Source organism: Streptomyces sp. NPDC033229, assembly GCF_055576875.1.
On the sequence record NZ_JBVIQR010000003.1, the window covers coordinates 117,836 to 139,670 of the forward strand.

The 21,835-nt window shown below is 72.3% G+C and carries 17 protein-coding genes; 3 read left to right on the forward strand and 14 right to left on the reverse strand.

The genetic code is table 11. From position 1 onward, the window contains the following. Nucleotides 1–17: 17 nt before the first annotated feature. A complete protein-coding gene (locus ACZ53N_RS04050) occupies nt 18–1,610 on the reverse strand; it encodes an alpha/beta hydrolase (RefSeq protein ID WP_469139548.1) in 1,593 nt (530 codons plus the stop codon). 205 nt (nt 1,611–1,815) lie between these two features. Between ACZ53N_RS04050 and ACZ53N_RS04055 the strand changes: the two genes are divergently transcribed. Continuing rightward, nucleotides 1,816–3,396: an FAD/NAD(P)-binding protein gene (locus ACZ53N_RS04055; RefSeq protein WP_469139406.1), complete on the forward strand. Its 1,581-nt coding sequence runs from the start codon at nt 1,816–1,818 to the stop codon at nt 3,394–3,396. A gap of 64 nt (nt 3,397–3,460) precedes the next feature. Here the strand turns inward: ACZ53N_RS04055 and ACZ53N_RS04060 are convergent, their stop codons facing one another. The 5 genes from ACZ53N_RS04060 to ACZ53N_RS04080 all read right to left on the reverse strand — a co-directional run bounded on the left by ACZ53N_RS04060 (nt 3,461) and on the right by ACZ53N_RS04080 (nt 8,876). Continuing rightward, entirely contained in the window at nt 3,461–5,017 is a 1,557-nt protein-coding gene (locus tag ACZ53N_RS04060) for an MFS transporter (protein WP_469139407.1), read from the reverse strand. A 91-nt stretch (nt 5,018–5,108) separates the two neighbouring features. Next, complete coding sequence (locus tag ACZ53N_RS04065; protein WP_469139408.1) at nt 5,109–6,125, reverse strand: isopenicillin N synthase family dioxygenase; 1,017 nt, start codon at nt 6,123–6,125, stop codon at nt 5,109–5,111. A gap of 333 nt (nt 6,126–6,458) precedes the next feature. After that, the gene (locus ACZ53N_RS04070; RefSeq protein ID WP_469139409.1) at nt 6,459–6,833 is read right to left on the reverse strand and encodes an RNA-binding S4 domain-containing protein; all 375 of its coding nucleotides are present in this window, start codon (nt 6,831–6,833) and stop codon (nt 6,459–6,461) included. A 105-nt stretch (nt 6,834–6,938) separates the two neighbouring features. Further along, complete coding sequence (locus ACZ53N_RS04075; protein WP_469139410.1) at nt 6,939–8,138, reverse strand: cytochrome P450; 1,200 nt, start codon at nt 8,136–8,138, stop codon at nt 6,939–6,941. Between the two features lie 132 nt (nt 8,139–8,270). Next, on the reverse strand, nt 8,271–8,876 hold the full coding sequence (locus ACZ53N_RS04080) for a TetR/AcrR family transcriptional regulator (protein ID WP_469139411.1): 606 nt from the start codon (nt 8,874–8,876) through the stop codon (nt 8,271–8,273). Between the two features lie 71 nt (nt 8,877–8,947). Here ACZ53N_RS04080 and ACZ53N_RS04085 point away from each other — a divergent pair, with 71 nt between their 5' ends. After that, nucleotides 8,948–9,697, forward strand: a complete 750-nt coding sequence (locus ACZ53N_RS04085) for an SDR family NAD(P)-dependent oxidoreductase (RefSeq protein WP_469139549.1) — start codon at nt 8,948–8,950, stop codon at nt 9,695–9,697. Between the two features lie 120 nt (nt 9,698–9,817). Next, a complete protein-coding gene (locus ACZ53N_RS04090; RefSeq protein WP_469139412.1) occupies nt 9,818–10,549 on the forward strand; it encodes an oxygen-binding di-iron domain-containing protein in 732 nt (243 codons plus the stop codon). A gap of 10 nt (nt 10,550–10,559) precedes the next feature. On the opposite strand, the gene ACZ53N_RS04095 is transcribed toward ACZ53N_RS04090, so the two are convergent. The 8 genes from ACZ53N_RS04095 to ACZ53N_RS04130 form a co-directional block, all read right to left on the reverse strand. Then, nucleotides 10,560–13,181, reverse strand: coding sequence for a hypothetical protein (locus ACZ53N_RS04095; protein ID WP_469139413.1), 2,622 nt, complete (start codon nt 13,179–13,181; stop codon nt 10,560–10,562). Between the two features lie 146 nt (nt 13,182–13,327). Further along, nucleotides 13,328–15,874 (reverse strand): phosphatidylglycerol lysyltransferase domain-containing protein, encoded by a 2,547-nt coding sequence (locus tag ACZ53N_RS04100; protein ID WP_469139414.1) that lies wholly within the window; start codon nt 15,872–15,874, stop codon nt 13,328–13,330. Further along, nucleotides 15,871–17,187, reverse strand: coding sequence for an alpha/beta hydrolase (locus ACZ53N_RS04105; RefSeq protein WP_469139415.1), 1,317 nt, complete (start codon nt 17,185–17,187; stop codon nt 15,871–15,873). The genes ACZ53N_RS04100 and ACZ53N_RS04105 overlap by 4 nt, the downstream gene beginning before the upstream one ends. A gap of 272 nt (nt 17,188–17,459) precedes the next feature. Further along, complete coding sequence (locus tag ACZ53N_RS04110; protein ID WP_469139416.1) at nt 17,460–18,410, reverse strand: endo alpha-1,4 polygalactosaminidase; 951 nt, start codon at nt 18,408–18,410, stop codon at nt 17,460–17,462. Beyond that, nucleotides 18,407–19,135 carry a spherulation-specific family 4 protein gene (locus ACZ53N_RS04115; protein ID WP_469139417.1) on the reverse strand — a complete coding sequence of 243 codons (729 nt, stop codon included), beginning with the start codon at nt 19,133–19,135 and terminating at the stop codon, nt 18,407–18,409. Before ACZ53N_RS04115 ends, ACZ53N_RS04110 begins: the two co-directional genes overlap by 4 nt. Then, nucleotides 19,132–20,034, reverse strand: a complete 903-nt coding sequence (locus ACZ53N_RS04120; protein ID WP_469139418.1) for an NAD-dependent epimerase/dehydratase family protein — start codon at nt 20,032–20,034, stop codon at nt 19,132–19,134. Before ACZ53N_RS04120 ends, ACZ53N_RS04115 begins: the two co-directional genes overlap by 4 nt. Before the next feature lie 9 nt (nt 20,035–20,043). Beyond that, on the reverse strand, nt 20,044–20,757 hold the full coding sequence (locus ACZ53N_RS04125; protein WP_469139419.1) for a nucleotidyltransferase family protein: 714 nt from the start codon (nt 20,755–20,757) through the stop codon (nt 20,044–20,046). Nucleotides 20,758–20,809: 52 nt separating this feature from the next. Then, nucleotides 20,810–21,811 carry an SDR family NAD(P)-dependent oxidoreductase gene (locus ACZ53N_RS04130; protein WP_469139420.1) on the reverse strand — a complete coding sequence of 334 codons (1,002 nt, stop codon included), beginning with the start codon at nt 21,809–21,811 and terminating at the stop codon, nt 20,810–20,812. Between the last annotated feature and the right edge of the window lie 24 nt (nt 21,812–21,835).

The following is a 21,835-nucleotide window of genomic DNA, read 5'->3' on the forward strand; positions in this document are numbered from 1 at the left end:
CCGTTCGCCGCAGGGGGTCAGGCTCCGCAGTGCAGTTCCGCCGGGGGCAGTTTGCCGGAGACGAGGAAGGTGCCCACCGCGCGGTCGGTGCACTCCGAACCGTTCGCGTAGGCGGAGTGACCCGTGCCGGCCCGGACGACGAGGGAGCCCGCGCCCAGGTTCGTCCGTACGGCCCGGGCGTTGACCAGCGGGGTCGCCGGATCGACGGCGTAGGAGACCAGGACCATGGCGGGGGCGCCGGGCGCGCTGAGGGGCTCGGCCTTCCCCGTGGGGGTGATGGGCCAGGCGGCGCAGTGGACCATGGCGGTGGCCACGGTGGAGCCGAACAGCGGCGACGCCTTCTCGAACTCCCCGAGGTATTTGAGGATGTCGTCGGGGCTCCTCGGCCCCGGCCGGTCCAGGCAGTCGATGGCGCTCCTGGCCATGGAGGGATCGGCGGCGGCTTCCCCGTCCCCGGCCGCCCCCTGCCGGGTGAGCCGACCCCCGTACGGACCGAGCCGCAGGAGCGGCTCCGGGTCGCCGTTCATGGCGTCCACCAGGGCCTGGGTCAGCTCCGGCCACTTCGCGTCCTGGTAGAGGGAGTCACGGATGGCCTGCGCCGCCATGGCGGTGGTGAGCCGGGCACCGTCGGGGCCGGGGACGGGGTGGGCGTCGAGGCCCCGTACGAAGTCGGTGGTCGTGGTGGTGACGTCGCCGGGGGTGGTGCCGAGGGAACAGTCGTTCGCCGCGCAGGTCCGCGCGTAGCTCGCGAAGCTCTCGCTGATGGCCTTGACGTCCTCCCGCGCGGTCTGCGCCTGGTCGGCGCCCGGGTCCACGACCCCGTCGAGGACGAAGCGCCCGACCCGGTCCGGGAAGAGCCGGGCGTAGTGCTGGCCGATGTAGGTGCCGTAGGAGACGCCGAGGTAGTCGAGCCTGTCCTCGCCCAGGGCCGCCCTCAGCAGGTCCAGGTCGCGGGCGACACTGACGGTGTCCATGTGCGCCATCAGCGCACCGGTGGCCTTCCGGCAGTCCGCCGCCCGCTCGGCGGCGATCTTGAACTCCGCGTCCATCAACTGCCGGGTGCGTGGGATGAGATCACTGCCGCCGTCGCTCGCGGGGCATATCAGCGGGGCCGAGCGGTGGACACCGCGCGGATCGAAGCCGACGAGGTCGTAGCGGTCGCCCACCTCGGGGGTCGCCGCGAACGTACCGTCGGCGACCAGGGCGGCGCCAGCCTCACCGGGCCCGCCGGGGTTGAACACCAGCGAGCCGAGCCGACGGGACCCGGCCGGGGCGCGCACCCGGGCCACGCGCACCTTGATGGTGCTCTTGTGGGGCACCGCGTAGTCCAGGGGCACCGTCAGCCAGGAGCACTCGGCGTCCGGCAGCGGCTGCTGCACGCCCTCCCCGGCGTCCTCGGGCTCGCAGGGCGCCCAGTCGAGGCGCTGCCGGGCGATCCCCCGGGGCACCCCCGGCACGGGAGGTGCGGCCCGCCGCGGCCCGTCCGACGGGGTCGGCGGCCCTGTCGTCCCGGCACCCCCGCCGCTGCCGCCACCGCCCGGCACACAGCCGCCGGCCACGAAGGCCGCGGTGACCATCACCACCGCTGTCCTGCCGGGCCGGGTACGCATCCTCGTCACGTCCTCTCCTGGCGAGGTCCCCGGCGGCGAGACGAACGCAGCGTCGGGGACGCTCCCAGTCCATCCGCCACGGGGACGGCCCGCAGCCGGAATGGGGCCATCGGGATGACACGGCCGTGCGGGTTCCCCGGGGTCGGCGCGGGGCAGGGTGACCTACGGAGGTGGCCTGCGCAAGCGGCCTGCGAAAGGGGGGACCGTGGGACATGCCGCCACGCCCGGTGGCGACCGGGAGGCCGGGCACGCCGACGACGAAAGCTACGGCGGCGGGCACGGGAACGGCCGCGCCACCGGGCGCGACGTCGTGATCGTGGGTGCCGGATTCGCCGGTACCAGCGTCTTCCTGCACCTGGTGGGCGCGCTGCTGCGCCCGGGCGTACGGACGCGGACCGGCTCCGCCGCCCGCCCCGTACGGTCGGTCCAGGTGGTGGACCCCCACACCGTCGGATGGGGGCTGGCCTTCGGTGACAGCGACCCGCTGCTGGTGTGCAACAGCGCCGCCGACGTCAACTCCCTGCTGGCGGACCGGCCCACCGACTTCATCGACTACCTCTGGGCGCGCGGCGTGCCGCCGGGGCCGCAGGACTGTGTGCCGCGTGCCCGGATGGCCGAGTACTGCCACGACCGCCACACCGAGGCCCGCGCCCTGGCGACGGCCCACGGCATCGAGGTCCGGCATGTGCGGGACACGGCGGTGTCGGTCAGCGCCGGGACCGGCGGGCACCGGGTGCGGCTCCTCGGCGGGCAGGAGATCACGGCCGACGAGGTCGTCGTCTGCACGGGCGTCCACCGCCCCCGCGTCCCCGACGGCTTCGCGGCCTTCGCCGGCCACCCCCGCTATCTGGACAGCCCCTACCCCGCCGGCCGGATCCGGGACGGGATTCCCCCGGGCAGCCGGGTGCTGGTGCTCGGCACCCACCAGTCGGCCGTCGACGCCGCCCTGTTGCTGTGCCGCGACGGCCACCGGACGACCTTGACCTCGCCCTCGGGATCACTGCCCGCCGTGCGGCAGTCGCTGGCCGCGCCGGTACGCGACTTCCCGCCGTTGGAAGGGATCGCCCGGCTCGACCCCGCCGACCCCCGCCTCGAAGCGAAGGTGACGCGCTGCGCGGTGGAGGCGGTCCGGCTGCTCGACCGCCGCCCGCTGCGCGCGCAGACCTCCGCAGCCGCCGATCCCGTCCGGCGGCTGCGGGAGGAGACCGCGTTGGTGGAGGCCGGTGTCTGCTCGTGGCCCGGCGTCGTCGTGCCGCTGCTGGAAGGGGTGATCGCCCTGAGCGCCGCCCTGCCCGCCGCGCGGCGCCGCGCGCTGATCGCGCACTTCGGCTGGTTCGTCGGCCGCTACGCGACGGCACTGACCGTCCTCAACGCCCGCCGGCTGCTCGCCCACTTCGAGACCGGTGCGCTGCGGATGGCTCCCGGCTACCCCCGCGCCGTGTCCTTCGACGCAGGCGCGTGGCGGGTGCGGTGGCCACGGGCCGGCGGGCCCGGGGCGCGCTTCGACTACGTCGTCAACGCCACCGGTTTCCTTCCCCCACAGCTGCGTTGGGACACCGACGGCAAGACCGTGTACCTGGACGGGCCGCCGGGCCCCGCCGTGGCCGTCGACGATCTGGAGGCCGATCTGCGGCTGCGCCCTCGGCCCGGGGCACAGCCCGAGCACATCTGGGTGGCCGGGGTGGGCACCCATCTGCGGATCCCGTTCTCCAACCATCTGCGCAACGTGACCCGTCAGGCCCGCCAGGTCGCGGACGAGATCGCGGCGATGCCGCCCGGCGGTTGAGGGGAGCTGCCGGCGTCGAGGTCGATGTCACCCGCCGGCGGCCGAGGGGAGCCGCGCCGACCCCTCAGTGACTGCTCGTCGTTCTGAACCCGCGGGGCACCAGCCACACAGCGAGCAGGGCCACGGCGACGACGATCGCCGCCGATACGTACGCCGTCGTGGTGAGGGCGTCGTCGAAGGCGTCCCGGGCGGCTTCGAGCACCTGCCGGCCCGTCGTGCCGCCGGTCTTCTCTGCGACCTCCGTGGCACCGCCGACCGACTCCCGCGCCCGCTTTGCGTCGGTGCCGCCCAAGGGCAGGCCGGTCATGTGCCGGTAGTAGACGGCGCCGTGGATGCTGCCGAGCAGGGCCACCCCGAGGCCGACGCCGAGTTCGTAGGCGGTCTCCGAGACGGCGCCCGCCTGCCCGGCGCGTTCCGCCGGTACGGACGAGACCAGCACGGCGGCCGAGGCGGTGATCGCCAGCCCGTCGCCGAGGCCGAGCGCGGCCAGCACCACCGCGACGACCGGATAGCCGGTGGGGACCGGGGACAGGGCCAGCAGCAGGAACCCCGCGGCGAGGGCGCCGAGGCCGACGGCCAGCACGGAACGGACCCCGACGCGGTGCATCAGCCAGGGGGTCGACAGCGAACCGGCCAGCATGGCGGCGGCCGCGGGCAGGGTCCGCAGACCGGCCTGCGAGGGCGAATAGCCGTGGACGTACTGCAACCACAGCGAGATGAGGAACAGCGCGGCACCGATGGCCAGCATGGCGAGCAGAGTGGCGAGCGCGGCGGCCAGGAACGGACGGCGCTTGAAGAGGCGTACGTCCAGCAGCGGGTCCTCGGAGCGGAGTTGGCGTCGCGCGAACACCGCCAGCAGCAGTACCCCGAGGGCGAGCGTGCCCAGGTCCTGGGGCAGCAGGCTGCCCTTGGCGACGTGCTTGATGCCCCAGGCCAGGAACACGATGCCGACGACGGAGAGCAGGGCACTGGGCCAGTCGAGCCCGCCGGGCTGGGGGCTGCGGTACTCCGGCAGCAGCCGGAGTCCGGCGACGACCGTGACGACGACGACCGGGATGTTCACCCAGAACGCGGCCGCCCAGCCGAAGTGCTCGACGAGCACCCCGCCGACGAGCGGTCCCACGCACGCTCCGGCGCCGGCGACGGCGGCCCAGATGCCGATGGCGAGCGCCCGCTCGTGGGCGTCGGTGAAGATGTTGCGGATCAGGGAGAGCGTCGACGGCATCACCATGGCGCCGCCGAGGCCGAGCAGCACCCGGCCGCAGATCAGTTGCGCGGAGCTGCCCGCGGTGGCCGCGACGACGGACGCCAGGCCGAAGAGGACGAAGCCGCTCAGGAAGAGCCGCTTGCGGCCGTACCGGTCGCTCACCGCACCGCTGGTGACCAGCAGGCCGCCGAGCACGAGACCGTAGATATCGATGATCCACAGCTGTTCGAGCGCGCCCGGCTGAAGATCGTCGATGAGCGAGGGCAGCGCGACGTTGAGGATGGTGGCGTCCAGGGCGACCAGCAGAAGGCTGGCGCAGAGCACCGCGAGCATCGCCCAGCGGCCGGGGTCGGGGGCCGGGTGGTGGTCCGCCGCCGGGCCCTCGGGGACATCGGCGGGAGAGGCTCGCTCCATGGCACATCGCGCCCTTTCACCGGCTTCCCTTCGCATGATGGGCGAAGCCGGTGAAGGGCGCGATTCGTGATCGGCCGAGGGACGTCGCGGGTCAGCTCACCGGTACGGGAGCGTCCAGCAGCCCGGCGTGATGGCGGCGGGCGACGCCCGGGTGCGCCCGCAGCCAGCCCTTGATCTCGTTACGGCCGTACTCGGCGAACAGCGGGTTGGCCGAGTCCTGGGTGACGCCGGGGGCCCGGTGGGCGTGTGGGAAGGGGACCGGCTCGATCCGGGCGTCCAGCCGCGGGTTGCAGAAGAACGGGACGGAGTAGCGCTCCCGGTTCCCGGGCGGGGAGACGACCCGGTGGTTGGTGGCCTTGAGGTAGCCGTTGGTGGCGACTTCCAGCAGCTCGCCGAGGTTGATCACGAAGGCGCCGGGCATCGGCGGCACATCGATGAACGCCCCGTCGGGGCCCTCCACTTGCAGTCCGCCGACCGTGTCCTGGAGCAGCAGTGTCAGGAAGCCGTAGTCCTTGTGCGCGCCGACCCCCTGCGCGGCGCCGTCGGGGGCGCTGCCGGGGTAGCGGACGAGCTTGAGGTGCAGGTGGGGGCGGTCGGCGAAGGCCTCGTCGTAGAAGTCCGGCGGGGCGCCGATCGCGGCGAGCAGTTCGTGCAGCAGTCGCTGGGCCACCGAGCTCAGCCGGTCGACCCAGTTCAGGGCGGCGGTGCGCAGCTCGGGCAGGGCGGCGGGCCACTGGTTGGGGCCCTCCAGCCACCAGTAGCCGGGCTCGTCCGGGCCGGGCACGCGCGGCGTGCGTTCGGCGCCGATGTCGATCTGGTCGCGCCAGTCGCGGCTGCCGCCGGTCCGCTCGTCGCCTATGCGGGTGTAGCCACGGAAATGGGGCGAGTTGAGGTTGCTGATGGCGAGCCGCTCCGCTTCGGGCAGGGCGAAGAAGGCGCGCATGGTGCGCATCAGCTCGGCGGTCTCGGCCTCGGTGACGCCGTGGCCGGTCAGATGGAAGAACCCCACGTCGCGGGCGGCGGTGTGCAGCGCGTCATGGAAGCGCGCCCGCGCGTCGGGGCCGGCCGAGGCGGCGGAGAGGTCGATGACGGGAAGCTCGTTGATCATGAAATTTATCCACAGCGTGAGGGCCCGGTCACGCCCGGCGGTGGCCGGACGGCCCGCGAAGCGCCGCAGGGTATGCGGAGGGAGCGGGGCCGGGAAACGGCTAGGAAAGGCAGAAGAAAGAAAAGGGGGGACCACTGCCCGGAGAGCGGGGCACGGTCAGGTGATGGTCAGCCGTAGTGGCGACAGGACATGCTCGTAACGCGGACGAGGTCCACGTGGCGGCGCTTGACGAGCGGAATCACATGCCCAGGGTATACGACCGGGCGCCGAACTGTTTTTCGAGCCCGGTCCGGGGGCGGAGCAGGGCCCTGCCGCCCGTGCTCCGCCGGGCGCTCAGCCGTTGCGCAGGCGCTCCAGGTCGCGGCGGTCGCGCTTGGTCGGGCGGCCCGCGCCCCGGTCACGGTGCGCGACCTGGGCGATCTCCTCGCGCGGCGGGGCCGGCGGACTGTTGTCGACGTAGCATTCCGCGGCGACCGGGGCGCCGACCCGCTTCTTCACGACACGCGAGACCACGACGATCCGGTCCCGGCTGCCCACGCGCAGCCGGACCTCGTCGCCGCATCGCACCGCGTAGGCGGGCTTGACGCGCTCGCCGTTGACGCGCACGTGACCGGCGCGGCAGGCGGTGCCCGCCAGCGAACGGGTCTTCGTGAGCCGCACGGACCAGATCCAGCTGTCGATCCGTACGGACTGCTCGTCGGAAGCCATGTCCCCCACCTTATGCAAGCGCTCCCCGCGGGGTGAATGCCCCGCGGGGACGGCATCGTGTCACTCGCATGCCCCTGGGCATTCGCATGCCCAGGGGGCGGAGGCTCACCACGCGACCGGCAGCTCGACCGGGCCCCGGATCAGCACCTCGGTCTGCCACCGCACCCGGTCCGCCGGAATCGCGAGCCGCAGCCCGGGGAGCCGGCCGGCCAGGGTGGACAGCAGGACCTCCGATTCCATGCGGGCCAGCAGGGGGCCCACGCAGAAGTGCGGGCCGTGCCCGAAGGCGACGTGCGGCGGCCCCTGGCGCTCGAAGTCGATCCGGCCGGGGTCGGGGTAGACCTCCTCGTCCCAGTTGGCGGCGACGTAGGAGACGTAGACGATGTCACCGGCGGGGATGTGGGAACCGCCGACCTCGACGTCCACGGTGGCGATGCGCGGCTGCCCGACGCCGTGCTTGTGCGGGATCCAGCGCAGCAGTTCGTCGACGGCCTTCGGCACCACCGCGGGCTCGGACCGCAGCCGGTCCAGCAACCCGTCCTGGGTGAGCAGGGCGTAGACCATGTTCGAGGTGTTGTTGCGTACCGCGTGCCAGCCGTTGAGGCCCATGAGGGTGGCGAGGGCCAGCAGCTCCTCCTCATCGATCCGGCCCGCGTCGACGGCGGCCACCATCGTGCTCATCAGGTCTTCCCGCGGTGCGGCACGGCGCTCCGCGGCCAGCTCGCGGAAGTAGTCGTGGGCGGCGTCCTTGACCTTCTTGGCCCGCTCGGCCGCGGCCTCGTCGGACGCCCTCGTCAGCAGGGTCTGGGCCCAGTCGCGGATCTGCGGCCGGTCCCCGGCGGGGACGCCCATCAGCTCGCTGACCACCTCCAGGGGGAACGGCGAGGTGACGTACCGGATGAGGTCGGCGGGCTGTCCGGCTGCCAGCAGGTCGTCGACCAGGCCGTCGAGCACGGCCTGGGCGCGGGGCCGCAGCCGCTCCATGCTGCGCTGGGTGAACGCGGGGGCGACGACCGAGCGCACGCGGGCGTGGTCGGGCGGGTCCACGAAGCTGACGGCGCGGTCGAGCGGGATGAAGTGCTTGGTCATCTTGGGCACGGACTTACCGATGATGTCCCTGCTGAACCGCGCGTCCGAGGCCACGAACCGGACATCGGCGTACCGGGTCACCAGCCAGCAGTCGCCTTTCCCGTGCGGCAGCCGGATGCGGACCGGTGCGGCCTGCAGCGACTCCTTGAGGAAGGGGTCGAAGTCCAGCGCCGGCAGGTCGGGGACGTCGTACAGTCGCGGGGTTTCACCGATCATCAACAGCCGCCTCCGCCTCGATGGCCGCCTGGCCCGCCGCCAGGCCGCCTCGCGCGTCACGCTACCGGCGGCGGGGCCACCGGTAGCGGGAGGCGCGGATCGTCGACCCCGTTCAGGTGAATGCCCCGATGGTCACTTCGGCCAGGAGCCGAGGGCGACGTCGACGACCCGGTGCAGGTCGTCGGTGGTGGCGCCGCCCGACGCCTGGACGGAGATGCCGTAGGAGACCATGGCGACGTAGCGGGCCAGACCGGCGGCGTCGGCGTCGGCCGGCAGGTCGCCCTCGGCACGGGCCCGTTCGAAGCGCGCGCACAGGTCCGCTTCGCCGGCGCGACGGCGGGCGGCGAGCTTGTCACGGACGACACCGGCCTGTTCTCCCGTGGCGAGGGCCCCTTGGACGATGAGGCAGCCACGGCCGGGGTTGTCCCGCGAGGTGGTGACCTCGACGGCGCCGCGCAGCAAGCGCTCGGCGGCGGCGCGGGCCGTGGGTGCGTCGAGGGCTTCGCGGACGTGACGGGCGTAGGCGTCCAGATAGCGGTCGATCGCCTTGTCGAACAGCGCTTCCTTGTTGCCGTAGGCGGCGTAGAGGCTCGGCCTGCTGATGCCCATGGCCCGGGTCAGATCGGACAGCGCCGCGCCTTCGTAGCCCTGCCGCCAGAACACGCGCAGGGCGCGGTCCAGGCGTTCGTCGATGTCGAACTCACGTGGGCGTCCAGCGGTCACGGCGGCGGCCTCCATTCATTTCGTACCGATCGATATAGTACTCTCCCTCTTCAGTACCGATCGGTACACAATTCTGGATGGGACTCATGACGAAGACACTCGAAGGCAAAGTGGCACTGGTGACCGGCGGGTCGCGCGGCATCGGGGCGGCGACCGCCCGCGCGCTGGCCGAGGCGGGGGGCGATGTGGTGATCGGCTACGCCACGGCGGCCGACAGGGCCCGGGAGGTCGTGCGCGCCGTGGAGGCCCTCGGTGTGCGCGGCGCGGCACACCGGGCCGACCAGGGCGACGCCGGGCAGGTCACCGCCCTGGTCGACGCGGTCGTGGCCGACTTCGGGCGGCTCGACATCCTCGTCAACAACGCGGGTGTGTCGGTGAACGGGCCCGTCGGCTCCCCCGACGGCGACCACGCCGCGTTCGACCGGCAGCTCGCGGTCAACGTCGGCGGGGTCATGGCCGCCATCCGGGCCGCGAGCCGGGTGATGGCCGCCGGCGGGCGCATCGTCACCGTCGGCTCGACGCTGGCCACCCGCCCCGGGTTCCCGGGCGTCGCCGACTACGCGGCCTCCAAGGCCGCCGTCGTCGGGTACAGCAAGGGCGCGGCCCGGGATTTGGCCGCCCGGCAGATCACCGTCAACGTCGTACAGCCCGGCGCGGTGGCGACCGACATGAACCCCTCGACCGGCGAGTTCGCGGACGCCCAGCACGCGGCGAACGCGATGGGGCGCCACGGCCGGCCGGAGGAGATCGCGGCGGGCATCGTCTTCCTCGCGAGCCCCGGCGCCTCCTTCGTCACCGGTGCCGTTCTCGACATCGACGGCGGCTACCTGGCCTGACCGGGCCACCCGGCCCGGGGCCACAGGGTTGACCCGTTCGAGGGAATCGGTCCGCGGGCTCCGGCGCGGCCGACGGCGGGCCGCTCCCGTCGGCCGATCGGCCGCGGCCAGACTGGGCCGATGGAAACGCAGGTCACGGAGATCGCGCCGGACATCTACCGGCTGTCCACCTACATCAGCGACGCGGACTTCATGTTCAACCAATTCCTCGTCGACGCCGAGGAGCCGCTGCTTTTCCACTGCGGGCTGCGGGCGCTGTTCCCCCTGGTGTCGGAGGCCGTGGCCCGGGTGACCCCGGTGGAGAACCTCCGCTGGATCACCTTCGGTCATGTCGAGGCCGACGAGTGCGGCTCGCTGAACTCCTGGCTCCAGGCGGCTCCGCGGGCCCAGGTGGCGCACGGCGCGATGGGGTGCCTGGTGTCGGTGAACGACATGGCCGACCGTCAGCCGCGCCCGTTGGAGGACGAGGAGGTGCTCGACCTCGGCGGAAAGCGGGTGCGCCGCCTGGAGACCCCGCACATGCCGCACGGCTGGGACGCCGGGCTGCTCTACGAGGAGACGACCGGCACTCTCCTGTGCGGTGACCTCTTCACGCGGATCGGTGACGCCCCGCCCCTGACGGAGAGCGATCTCGTCGGCCCCGCCCTGGCGGCCGAGGACGTCTTCAGGTCGACGTGCCTGACGGCCGCCACGGCCCCGACCATGCGCCGCCTGGCCGGGCTGCGGCCGACGACGATGGGTTTGATGCACGGCCCGTCGTACACGGGCGACTGCGGCCAGGCGCTGACCGATCTGGCGGCGGCCTACGAGGACCGGTTCCTGGCCTCCCGCAACGGTCACCGGGGCGGGTGACCGCGGCCGGTCAGACCGCGGTCAGAGGGCCCCGCGTGCCGTGCGGCCCCCGTAGGCGGCGCAGCGCCCTGGGGATCGCGAGCTTGTCCCCTTCGGGGTCGAGCTGCTCGCCCAGCGCCCGCCACGTGGCCTCGTAGTCCCAGCACGCCTGCCGGACGGCGCCCGGGGACACGAAGCCGGCGGACGCGAAGTCCTGCCGCACCGCGGCGAGCCACTGGGCGCTGCGCGCCATGGGGGACGCGACGACCGAGCCCGCCGACCGGGGTTGCAGGGCGCAGCTCAGTATCTGCAGGCGGCGCACGATCAGCTTGTCGAAGACTTCGACCCGCCGCTCGGCCTGGCCGGGTTCGGCCCACGCCGCGTCGTCCAGCAGATCGTCCAGCTCGGGCAGCGTGGACGGCAGACCGCACCGGGCCAGCAGCGCGGGGTCGGCGATCGCGCGGACGGTCTGGAGCAGCTTTTCACGGTCCCGCCAGTCGCATCCCTGGTTCCGGGCGACACGGTGGACGCACTCCCACAGCTCCTTGTCGCCGCTGAACCACCGGGCGATGACATGGGTCTCGGCGGGCAGCTGCTCCTTCCTCAGACACCAGGTCTCCTCCATGACCCGGGCGGTGCCGCGCAGGACCCGCTGGTCGTAGGCCATGACCTCGGCCCACAACGGCCGCTTCGGCCGGTGGTGATCGGGGACGGAATGCGGATAGGTCTCCCGTTCGAAGCGGATGAAGCGGTCCTTGCGTCGTAGTTCCTCCAGATCCGGGTCCTCGATCAGCAGCCACTCCCGCATCAGCGGGTGAAATCCGCTCCGGTCGGTTCTCGCGGCGTCCTCCAGTTCGTTCACGGCCATCTCCGCGAGGTCGTCCGCGTTCATCTTCGTCGTCTTGATGCGCATCGCCACGGCGTAGACGCATGCCGCGCTGTAACTGTCCTGCCACGGGCGACGGGGCCACAGGCGCCAGTCCCTGGCCCACTGCTTCAGACGGTGCGGCAGCGGCCAGGCCGCCACCTTGCGCACCTGCTCATCGAGCGTCTCCGGCCGCGCGAGCCATTCCGGACGGCTCGGAAGCCCGCCCATGCGGTGTTCGCGGCACTCGGCCTCGGACGCGCACCCGGACTCGCACGCGGACGCGGCCCAGGCCAGCCTCAACGGCACCCAGACGTCCCGGATGAGCCGGAGCGAGGGCCAGGTGACGGTTCCCCGCCGACGGGCGGCGGAGAAGGGATGCAGGGCGACGAGGGGATAGTCGCGGGCGAGTTGCCGCATCTCCTCCTGGGCCGCGCACTGGAAGACCATCCGGACGATGTCCCGCTGGGAGTGGTCGCCGAGTTGCCGCGCGAGCCAGTGCTTGATCAGCACCTCGTCCGCGGCCTCGAACCGCGCGCGGCCGGGCGGGGTGAGTCCGATCAGCGTCCGCCAGTACCGATCGACGAATGCCGGTGTCAGTGACCTGCGGATCTCCTCCCGGGCGTGGGCCCGCCGCGGTGCGAAGGTGTCCTCGAAGGGGCTGCGGCACCACTGCGCGGCCGTGCGCTCCGTGACCCCGAGCACGACCGCGTACCGGTAGCGGGCCTCCAGGAGGCCGTCGCGCCACCAGCGGTATCTGCGGCGCAGGAACCGGCGCGGGTTCCAGGCCTTCCTGGCGAGCCGGGCCTTGCGCTGCCTGTTGGTGCAGCCGTCCAGGAGCATGGCTCCGTAGTAGGTCTCCAGCGCGTCCAGATGCAGCCAGAGTTTTTCCTGCGTACCGGCGATCTGGGTCCGCAGATACAGGTTCATCGGGTCGAGCCGCAGCGCCGCGTAATAGTGTTCCAGGGCGTCGTCGAACTTCCGCTCCTCGGTGAGTCTTCTCGCCTCCTGGTAGGCGGCGAACAAGTCGGGAGGCAGGTCCCTGCCGTGCCAGTCCTGCCAGGGCGGGCGTCTGCTGGCCCGGGTCACCGGCACGAGCGTGGCCATCACCCAGTTCCCGGCCTCCCGCACCACGTCTTCCCAGGTCGTCGCCCAGAGCGTCTCGGTGCGACTGCCCCTGATGGCGTAGGACGTGACGGTGATCGTCACCCCGAGGCACGGCTCCTGGATCCGCGACCGCAGCACCCCGCGGACCGTATAGGCGATCTTGGGCCGCAGCCTGCTGAAGAGCCTCAGCAGACTCGTCCCCAGTTTCTTCGGCTCCAGGTCCACATCACCCAGCAGATCCAGGAAGTGGTCCGCGGGAGCCTCCGCGGGCAGCGCGGTCGGGGGGTACAGATTGGTCTCCGAGAGGTACTTGCGCAGTTGTGCGGTGAGGCCCTCCACCTGCGTCTCCACGTCCGGGGACGAGGGGACGAGTCTCTTCACGTCCACCGGCCCGGGCTTATAGGCGTTTCGGGAGAGCATCGCGCGGCGCAGCAGGACGAAGAAGGCGACGAGCAGCAGCAGGCAGCCGAGGCGTTGGTACAGCGAAGCCCCGTTCTGACCGCCGGCCAGTACCCGTGCGACGCCGGTGAGGGATTGCATCGCCCACTCGCCGATCGAGGCCATGGGCTCCGGCCACGAGGCGTGCCAGGCCGGCTGTTGCCCCCCGATCGCGCGCAGTGACCCGAGCAGGAAGGAGAACGCGGCCACGGCCAGGGCCACCGCCCCGAGGACGTGTGGCACGGGGAGCAGCGAAAGCCCCGTCGTGGAATGCCGATGTGCGCGTGAGGACATGCCGACCCTCCCACCACTGGGGTCGTCACCTTCCAGTCTTCTACGAATCCGGGGCCGGGCAACCCGGGATGGGTGGCTTCGGCATCCCTGCGCGCTCAGGCGGAGAACTGTCGCATCAGCCGCATCCCCTGGGCCGGTGTCATGTGCGGCAGATACGCCTTGGAGATCGCCCTGGTGATGGCGGGCAGGAAGGCCGGGTCCGGATAGGCCATGTACATGGGCCGGTACTGGGGCTGGAATTTTGCCTTGAAGTTCAGCAAGGACCGGAAGCCGTAGACCGGTTCGAGGACCTTTCCTCCGTAGTCCAGGACGCGTTGCAGCGCGGCGGCCGGCTGGGCGCTGGCCGTGCGGGCCAGGGGGGCGCCGGAGAGGCTGAGGAACGCGGCGCCCTCCTCCTTGAAGCCGAGGGCCGCCGACGCGATCAGGAACTCCATCGAGCCGCGGAATCCGCCGGCCCTGCGCCGCATGAAGTCCAGTGTCCAGCCCACCGGCCTGCCGCTGCCGTACACCGGCATCCAGCTGGTGATGCCGTGCACCGTGCGGTCGGCGTCCACGGCGAGCAGACAGCGCACCGCGGGGTCGTCGAGTTCGTCGAGGCCGCCCAGGGTGAAGCCCATCTCCGGCAGTCCCTTGTCGGCGACCCACTCCTCGGAGATCGACCGCACCTGGTCGGTGAGGGCGACCGGGGCCTCGGGGTAGGACCACCATTCCGCGGTGATGCCCTCCTTCTTGGCCTTGTTCAGGGCGGTACGGACGTCCTGCCACTTCTTTCCGGTGAAGGCCAGGTCGGGCAGCGGCACCACGGTGTCCTCGGCCACCTGCACCGACCGCCAGCCCAGCCGCTCGGCGGACCGGAGGGTCTCGGAGCCCACGCTGTAGAAGCAGGGTGTCCAGCCGCGCTCGTCGCAGTAATGGGAGAAACCGGCGACGGCGGCCGCGCGGGCCCGCGGGTCGCCGAACGGGTCGCCCGTCGTCAGCGCCACCGTGGAGATCACCCGGTAGGCGACGGCGGCCCGGCCGCTCTCGTCGAACCAGTAGTAGTTGCCGTCCCACGTGGTGAGGTAGGAGAGGTTCGAGCCGCCGTGCGCGGTGAGGAGTTCCCGGGCCCGTACGGCCGCGTCCGCGTCGGTGTGCAGCCGGGGGCGGCGGAAGGTGAAGAACAGCGCGACCAGGGCGACCGCCCAGAAGACGAGCCCGCAGTACTGGTAGAGGGCCTTCGCCAGGCCGCCGACCGGGATCGGCGAGTCGGTGAACTCGTCGAGGAAGGCGGGCGGCAGGAACACCGACACCAGCCCGCCGAAGAGCAGCCCGGGGCCGGCCTCCGGATCGTACTGGTCGCGCACGGCGTGGCCGATGCCCACGTAGGCGGCGCAGACCAGCAGGAACGCGGCCCCGACGACCGCCGCCAGTTTGCGCATCGCGGTGCGCGGCAGCCGCAGGTCGAAGCGGTCGCGGGTGAGGACGAGCAGGAGGAGGACCAGGACCGGCAGCAGCATCTGCTCCACGAAGGACTGGACGTACCCCGCGTGTTCGGCGGGCACCGCGCCGTACGCCTGGGGGTCGGCGAGGAAGTCGTTCAGCAGATAGCCGAGCAGCGCGATCCAGGCGAGGTGCACCAGCACGGCGAGACCCCAGGCCAGGCGCAGTCCGCGGCGCAGCCCTTCCGCGAGGACGAGCAGCAGGACGGGCACCAACGCGGCCATGATCACCGATGGTGAGTGGTAGAAGTCCTGGATCGCGTGCTCGGAGTGGCAGTCGCGGGCGGACGAGGCGCAGGCGTCCGCGACCTCCTCGGCGGTGGGCTGGATGGAGACGTAGAGGTTGTCGAAGGAGTTGAAGGGGCCGTACGCGTCGCGGTAGAGAATGGCGATCATCGGTCCGATCGCGGAGGCGGCCACGACGAGGGCGACCAGCACCCGGGCCTCGGTGTGCGAGGCGCGCCGCAGCCGCACCCGGCCGGAGCGGTGGTAGAGCGCGGCACCGGCGGCGAGGCCCACCACGACCCCGCCGAACCGCATGACCCCCTGCAGGTGCCCCACGTACAGAGCCATCACCAGCGCGAACGCGCCGATGCCGAGCCGTACCCTGCGCCGCCACAGCGCGGTGAGCCGGTAGCTGAGGACCGCGCCGACGGCGAGCGCGCCGACGGTGGGGGTGACGGCGAGGTCCTCGGAGAGGCTGTCCAGCCACTGCTCGCCCGCGAGGGAGCCGAGTTTGACGATGCCGATGGCGAGCAGGGTGCCCGCGATCTGGCCGCCGAGCAGGATCGCGGCGGTGCGGGCGACGCCGAGGCGGCGTTCGGCGGGCGTGAGGAGCACCAGAACGAGGACGGTCGCGCCGATGTAGCCGGCGAGCCCGGGGCACCACAGCAGCGACGTGGCCGGGGTCCACCACCGGCCCTCGGCGAGGGAGGGCAGCCCGGCCCCGAAGCGTTCCATGCGGCGTTGGCCCGGGCCGCTGCCGAGGCTGCCGGTGACGGCGCCGACGATCCACAGGACCGCGAGGAAGGCGAGGGTGAAGGGGGCGTGCCGGACGGGGGCGAGGAGCCGGTCGAGGGTGGAGCGCCACGGGTGCCGGCTGTCGCCGGTGACGGGCGCCGCGGCGGGGTCGTCGGGCGGGGCGGGAGGAGGGGAGGGCGTCATCGGATCAGTCCCGTCTCCCGGGACAGCCACGGCAGTTGACGCTCCAGGCCGGGCCGCCAGACCTGCCAGCTGTGGCCCCCGGGGAGTTCCACCCACTCGGCCCGCATGCCGGCTTTGACGGCGGCCTCGTAGACCTTGCGCTGTTGCGGCCCGTACGTCTTGTCGTCGCTGCCGGCGATGAACGCGGCCTTGGTGTCGGGGAACCGCTTGCGGGCCATGACATCGAGCGGGTTGACGGCGGCGAACGCGGCCGGGTCGCCGCCGAACGCCGTGTCGACGGTCTTCTTGGTGCTGCCGAGGGTCGGCGCGTCCTGACCGGAGATGTCGTTGACGACGCCGTAGACGTCGGGGGCGTTGACGCCGAGCTGGAGGGAGCAGGTGCCGCCGAAGGAGATGCCGGAGACGATCCAGGCGGTGCGGTCCGTCGCGACCTGGAGGTGGGAGCGGATCCAGGCGGGGACGTCCGCCGCGAGGTAGGACTGGACATTGCCGAGCTTGGAGTCCACGCAGAGAGTGTTGGCGAACTGCTTGCCGAGCGGGTCCACGACGACGACCACCGGGGCGAGCCCCCGGTGCGCGGCGGCGAAGGTGTTCATCATGTCCACCAGCCGGCCCGAGTTGATCCAGTCGTCCGGGGACCCCGGCTGGCCGGCCATGAGCACGATCACCGGCAGCAGCGGGCGGGGGGTGGAGCGGTAGGCGGGGGGCAGGAAGACGTACGCACTGCGGGCGTCGAAGCCGGAGGTGGTGCCGGGGATGGACGACTTGGAGAGCGTGCCCTTCTCGGGCAGCCCCTTGGGCGGCCGCCACACCTCCGAGATCGCCTTGCCCTCCGGGACCCGCAGGGCGGGCTCCTCGCGCCCGGTCGCGTCGGCCAGGCTGGTGGTCTTCTGCAGCCAGGTGTTCAGGGCGGTGCGCGCCGTCGGGTACTGGTCGAAGTGCCGGTTGATCTGCGAGGCCCCCAGCAGGACGACGAGGAGTCCGGCGAGCAGGGCGGGCAGCCACAGGCGGGGGCGGAGCAGCGCGAGGCGGAAGGCCGCGAGAGTGATGCCGAGGACGGCCACGCCGGCCCAGAGCACCACATCGGTCGGCAGCGGGTCGGGGAAGACCTGGAGCCAGTCGTCCACGGCCACCCGCAGCAGCCAGGTGAGCAGCACGGCGAGCACGACGGCGACCGGTCCCCAGCAGATCCACCACCGGCGCTGCCGGGAGCAGAGCAGGGCCGCCAGCGCGCACAGCCCCACGACCAGAAGGGTGAGCGGAATCCATCCGCTCACCAGTGACCAGTCCAGCGGGCCTGCCGCGATCCGCATGCGTCGCACCACGTCCGTGTGGGGGCCGGGGGGTGTGGGCGAACGGGTCGCTCTGCCTTGAGCTACGGCCCCACGCGGTGGAGCCGGGTGGACTTGAACGCACCATCTACCCGTTCACCGAAAATGCTACCTTTCACCGGATATCCGGCAACCCGAGATATCCGCCCCTCTTTTTGGATGCCTTCCCGATCCCTTCCTGATGACCTCCGGAGGCTTTCCTGATGCCCTCCGGAGGCTTTCCCGAGCGCTTTACCGAGACGCTCGGCAGGCCGTCAGCAGGGTTTCCGCCAGGAGTCCAGGTCGAGGCGCTTGCGCATGGAGCTGAGCCCGAGTCGTTTGGCGTCACCGCAGAACGCGTCGGGCGCCAGGGCGTACTCCACGTGGAAGACCGCCTTCTCCCGCTTCACGAACGCCGCCAGCCGGTCGCATTCGCCGAACTGCGCGCACTCCTCGTTCACCGCGAAGTCGAAGTCCCCCACCAGTTCGGGGATTTGGTCCAGGTCGTTCTTCAGGCCCACGGCGAGCCCACGGTCGTGGGCCAGTTGCGCGAGCATACGGTTGAAGTTCAGTTGGTGGGCGGCGGTGAGGGGGAATCCGGTGGTGTTTCGGTATCCCTCGGTCAGGTCCGGTTCGACGGCGTCGAAGCCCTTCTTCCGGCACATCTCGATACGAGCGGCCATCAGCGGCCGGAGGACGTCGAGGCGGCGGATGTCGAGCCACCGTTCGCCCGCCCAGCCGTTGTTCTCCCCGAGCAATTCCTTGGGGAAGTCGGCCTGGTCGGGCCGGAATTTCTCCCAGGCACCCGCGTTGATGTAGCAGATCACCTTGCGGCCTCGGGCATGCAGTCCCGCGACGGTCTTCGCGGAGTTCTCGAAGCCGTCGATGTCGTAGACGGGGACGTCCACACTCATGTCGACCCGACCGTCGAGCTGCCATTGCCAGCGGGTCCCGGGGCGGGGCTGCCAGCGCCGGGAGGCGGGGCGGTTCGTGCCGGGGCCATGGGAATCGGCGGAGGCGGAAGGATCCGCGGAACCCGCGGGGCCGGAGGGGTCCGAGGAGTCTTCCCTCTCCTCGTCGGGGTCCGGGGTGCCGGTTGTCCCGGGGGCAGCGGAGGAAGGCTTTTCTGATTCCTCGATATCGGGCCCGTCGCCGGCGGAGGAGCAGCCGGCGAGGGCGAGCAGGGCGAGGGCGAGCAGCCCGGCGCCGACGCGCCGCCCGGTCATCGGGCGTCCCCCGCGAGCCCGGTGCCCGCGCCCGTCAGCGGCACGCTCTGCCAGGGGTTGGCCCCCTCCCCCGGCACCGCGCAGTGCACCGCGGCGCCCCGCCCGTCGGCGGTCCGTGCCACCTGCTCCGCGTGCTCGGGCGGGACCCCGTGGACGAGGTGGCAGAACCGCTCGGGCGGGTGGTCGGCCGTCCAGTCGGGCACCGCCGCCCGCCGGTAGGTCTCCCAGCTGCCCTCGAAGGTGACCAGCAGGTCGGCGATCAGGGCGTAGCCGGGGTCGGGGTGGGTGCCCGGGTTGAGTACGGCCGTCCGGGCGCCCAGCGCCCTGGCCAGACGGACGAGCCTGCGGTAGCGGGGCAGCAGTGCGGCATGCGCCGCCGCCTGGTCGAAGAAGATTCCGTCCACGTCGTACCACCTGCGGTATTTGCGGATGTCGGCGATGATCTCGCGCGGTGGTCGGTGGCCGTAGCCGGTGTCGGTGTAGCCGAGCAGCCGGACGCCCGCGCCCCGGAGCCGATCGGCGGCCGCCCGGAACTCCTGGTCGGGGAGGTGGCCGGGGCCGTCCGCCACGTTGAGCACGACGGCGTACAGTCCGGCGGCGGCGCCCGCCAGCGACGTCCACGCCTGCGGGCTCACCGCGGGGTGGACGTACAGCGGGACGAGTAGCCGTCGCCGGCCGTCGCCGGGCGGGTCCCCACTCGTACGGCGACGCGTCCGGCCGGTCACCGGAGGGACTCCGAACGGGTGCGGGTCTCGGCCCACAGATCGGCGAGGGAGTCGGCGAGGGTGTGCCGGGGCGCCCAGCGCAGGGCGTGCGCGGCGGCGGTGATGTCCGCCTGTTGCCACGAGACGGCGGCGGACCGGGTGGAGCCGCTGCCGTCCTCCTCGATGCGCCCGCGGAAGCCGGCGGCCCGTACCAGCCCGTCGGCGATCTCCCTGACCCGGCGGGCCCGGCCGCCGGCGATGTTCAGGAGCGGGGGCAGCGGGGCGGGCGCGGTGACGGCGAGGGTGACGGCGTGTGCCACGTCCCGCGCGTCGACGTAGTCGCGGTGGGCGGAGAGGTCCCCGGTCCGCACGCTGCCGTCGGGGCCGGCCCGGTGCAGCTCGGCGGCGAGCCGGCCGGGCAGTGAGGAGGCGGGGGAACCGGGGCCGACGAGGTTGAACAGCCGCAGCACGACGGCGTCGAGGCCGGAGGCGGTCACCGCGAGGGTGCCGGCGAGTTTGGTGGCGCCGTAGAGGCCGACGGGGCGGGCCGGGGTGGTCTCGGTGACGGGCCGGTGTCCGTCCGTGGGCCCGTACTCGGCGGCGGAGCCGAGGTGGACCAGGCGGGCCGCCGGGGCGGCTCCGCGCAGTGCTTCGCACAGCACGGCCGGGCCACGGGCGTTGACGGCGGCGAGGTTCACCGCGCTGCCGTCGACCGCGCCCGCGCAGTTGACGACGGCGTCGGGGGCGGCCTCGCGCAGCGCGGCCGCCAGGTGGGCCGGGTCCGCGGTGGCCAGGTCGACGGGGAGATCGGCGCCGGGGGCCCGGCCGCCGTCGAGTACCCGCGCGCCCGGGAGGGCGCGCAGTTGCTCGACGGCGTGCCGGCCCAGGAAGCCGGTGGCGCCCAGAACGAGGATGCGCATGCGGGCCGTTCACGCTCCCTTGATCAGCATGTCGCGGTGCAGGGAGAACTCCCGGTTGGCCCGGTCGTAGTCGTCGGGCCGGCCGATGTCGAGCCAGTAGCCGTCGAACTCGTACGCGTGCGGCGGGGTGTCCGCGGCCAGCATGTCCAGGACGAGCTCGTCGAAACCGAGCGGCAGGCCGGGGGTGTAGCGGGTCAGGGCCTCGCGGGAGACGCCGTAGACCCCCATGGAGACCCGGTAGTCCATGCTCGGCTTCTCGGCGAAACCGACGACGCGCCCGCAGTCGGTGGTCAGCACACCGAAGTCGATGTTCACCTTCCGGGCGTAGGTGGCGATGGTCAGCGGTGCCTCGGCGGCCACGTGGGTGCGGTACATCGCGCCGAAGTCGAGGTCGGTGAGGATGTCGCCGTTCATCGCCAGGAAGTTCTCGGGCAGTCGGTCGAGCATGGTGAGCAGCGGGCCCATGGTGCCCAGCGGGCTCTCCTCGGTCGCGTAGTCGACCTTGATGCCCCATTGGGAGCCGTCGCCGACGTAGGCACGGATGATGTGCCCGAGGTGGCCGATGGCCAGGGTGCAGCTGGTGAATCCCGCGTCGGCCAGCTGGCGCATCACGATCTCGAGGATCGCGTGTTCCTCGCCGATGGGGACCAGGGGCTTGGGGAGCGCGGTGGTGTACGGACGCAGCCGGACGCCTTTGCCTCCGGCCAGTATGACGACATGCATGGTGGCATTCCTCTCTGCGATGGGTGGCGCCGGAACGGGTGGTGACGTCGCGTCAGACGTTGTAGATGCCGACCTTGTACCGGCTGAGGTTCGCCGGGTCGCGGAAGAACTCGATGGCCCGGACGAGTCCCGCTTCGAGGGTGTGGGCGGGGGCCCAGCCGGTGGCGGCGCGCAGCCGGGTCGCGTCGCAGACCAGCCGCATCACCTCGGACGCCGCGGGCCTGATGCGCGCGGGGTCCTCGGTGACGGTCAGGTCGGCGTCCATGAGCTTGCCGATCAGCAGCACCAGGTCGCCGATCGAGATCTCCTCCCCGGTGCCGGCGTTGAAGGTGCGGCCGACGACGTCGGCGGCCGGGGCGGTGCCGACGGCGAGGAAGGCGGCCACGGTGTCCTTCACATAGGTGAAGTCCCGGGTGGGGCGCAGATCGCCGAGGGTGATGGCCCGCTGCCCGGCGGCCACCTGGGCGATGACGGTCGGGATGACGGCGCGCATGGACTGGCGGGGCCCGAAGGTGTTGAACGGCCGCAGGGTGACCACCGGCAGGTCGAAGCTCGCGTGGTAGCTGTCGGCGAGCCGGTCGCCGCCGGCCTTCGACGCGGCGTACGGGGACTGGGTGTTGATGGGGTGGTCCTCGTTGATCGGCACGGTCTGCGCGGTGCCGTACGTCTCGCTGGTGGAGGTGTGCACCAGTCGGGGGACGCCCAGGTGGCGGACGGCCTCCAGCACGTTGAGGGTGCCGGTGACGTTGGTCTCCACATAGCTGTGCGGGGCGCGGTAGGAGTACGGGATCGCGATCAGCGCGGCCAGGTGGTAGACGGCCTCCGCGCCCGTCACCAGCCCGTTCACCGATCCGGGGTCGCGCACGTCGCCGAGGACCACCTCGACGTGGGACATCACCTCTTCGGGAAGCGTCTCCAGCCAGCCGAAGGAGGAGAAGGAGTTGTACTGCACCATGGCGCGTACCCGGTGCCCGGTGGTGACGAGTTCCTCCACCAGGTGCGAGCCGATGAATCCCTCGGCGCCGGTGACGGCGACGATTGCGGGTGCGGACATGCGGGGTCTCCCTTGTGTGTGACG

Coding starts and splice junctions, on each gene's coding strand:
- ACZ53N_RS04050 (WP_469139548.1), bottom strand. CDS start 1,610: ATGCGTACCCGGCCCGGCAGGACAGCGGTGGTGATGGTCACCGCGGCC.
- ACZ53N_RS04060 (WP_469139407.1), bottom strand. CDS start 5,017: ATGGAGCGAGCCTCTCCCGCCGATGTCCCCGAGGGCCCGGCGGCGGAC.
- ACZ53N_RS04065 (WP_469139408.1), bottom strand. CDS start 6,125: ATGATCAACGAGCTTCCCGTCATCGACCTCTCCGCCGCCTCGGCCGGC.
- ACZ53N_RS04070 (WP_469139409.1), bottom strand. CDS start 6,833: ATGGCTTCCGACGAGCAGTCCGTACGGATCGACAGCTGGATCTGGTCC.
- ACZ53N_RS04075 (WP_469139410.1), bottom strand. CDS start 8,138: ATGATCGGTGAAACCCCGCGACTGTACGACGTCCCCGACCTGCCGGCG.
- ACZ53N_RS04080 (WP_469139411.1), bottom strand. CDS start 8,876: ATGGAGGCCGCCGCCGTGACCGCTGGACGCCCACGTGAGTTCGACATC.
- ACZ53N_RS04085 (WP_469139549.1), top strand. CDS start 8,948: ATGACGAAGACACTCGAAGGCAAAGTGGCACTGGTGACCGGCGGGTCG.
- ACZ53N_RS04090 (WP_469139412.1), top strand. CDS start 9,818: ATGGAAACGCAGGTCACGGAGATCGCGCCGGACATCTACCGGCTGTCC.
- ACZ53N_RS04100 (WP_469139414.1), bottom strand. CDS start 15,874: ATGACGCCCTCCCCTCCTCCCGCCCCGCCCGACGACCCCGCCGCGGCG.
- ACZ53N_RS04105 (WP_469139415.1), bottom strand. CDS start 17,187: ATGCGGATCGCGGCAGGCCCGCTGGACTGGTCACTGGTGAGCGGATGG.
- ACZ53N_RS04110 (WP_469139416.1), bottom strand. CDS start 18,410: ATGACCGGGCGGCGCGTCGGCGCCGGGCTGCTCGCCCTCGCCCTGCTC.
- ACZ53N_RS04120 (WP_469139418.1), bottom strand. CDS start 20,034: ATGCGCATCCTCGTTCTGGGCGCCACCGGCTTCCTGGGCCGGCACGCC.
- ACZ53N_RS04125 (WP_469139419.1), bottom strand. CDS start 20,757: ATGCATGTCGTCATACTGGCCGGAGGCAAAGGCGTCCGGCTGCGTCCG.
- ACZ53N_RS04130 (WP_469139420.1), bottom strand. CDS start 21,811: ATGTCCGCACCCGCAATCGTCGCCGTCACCGGCGCCGAGGGATTCATC.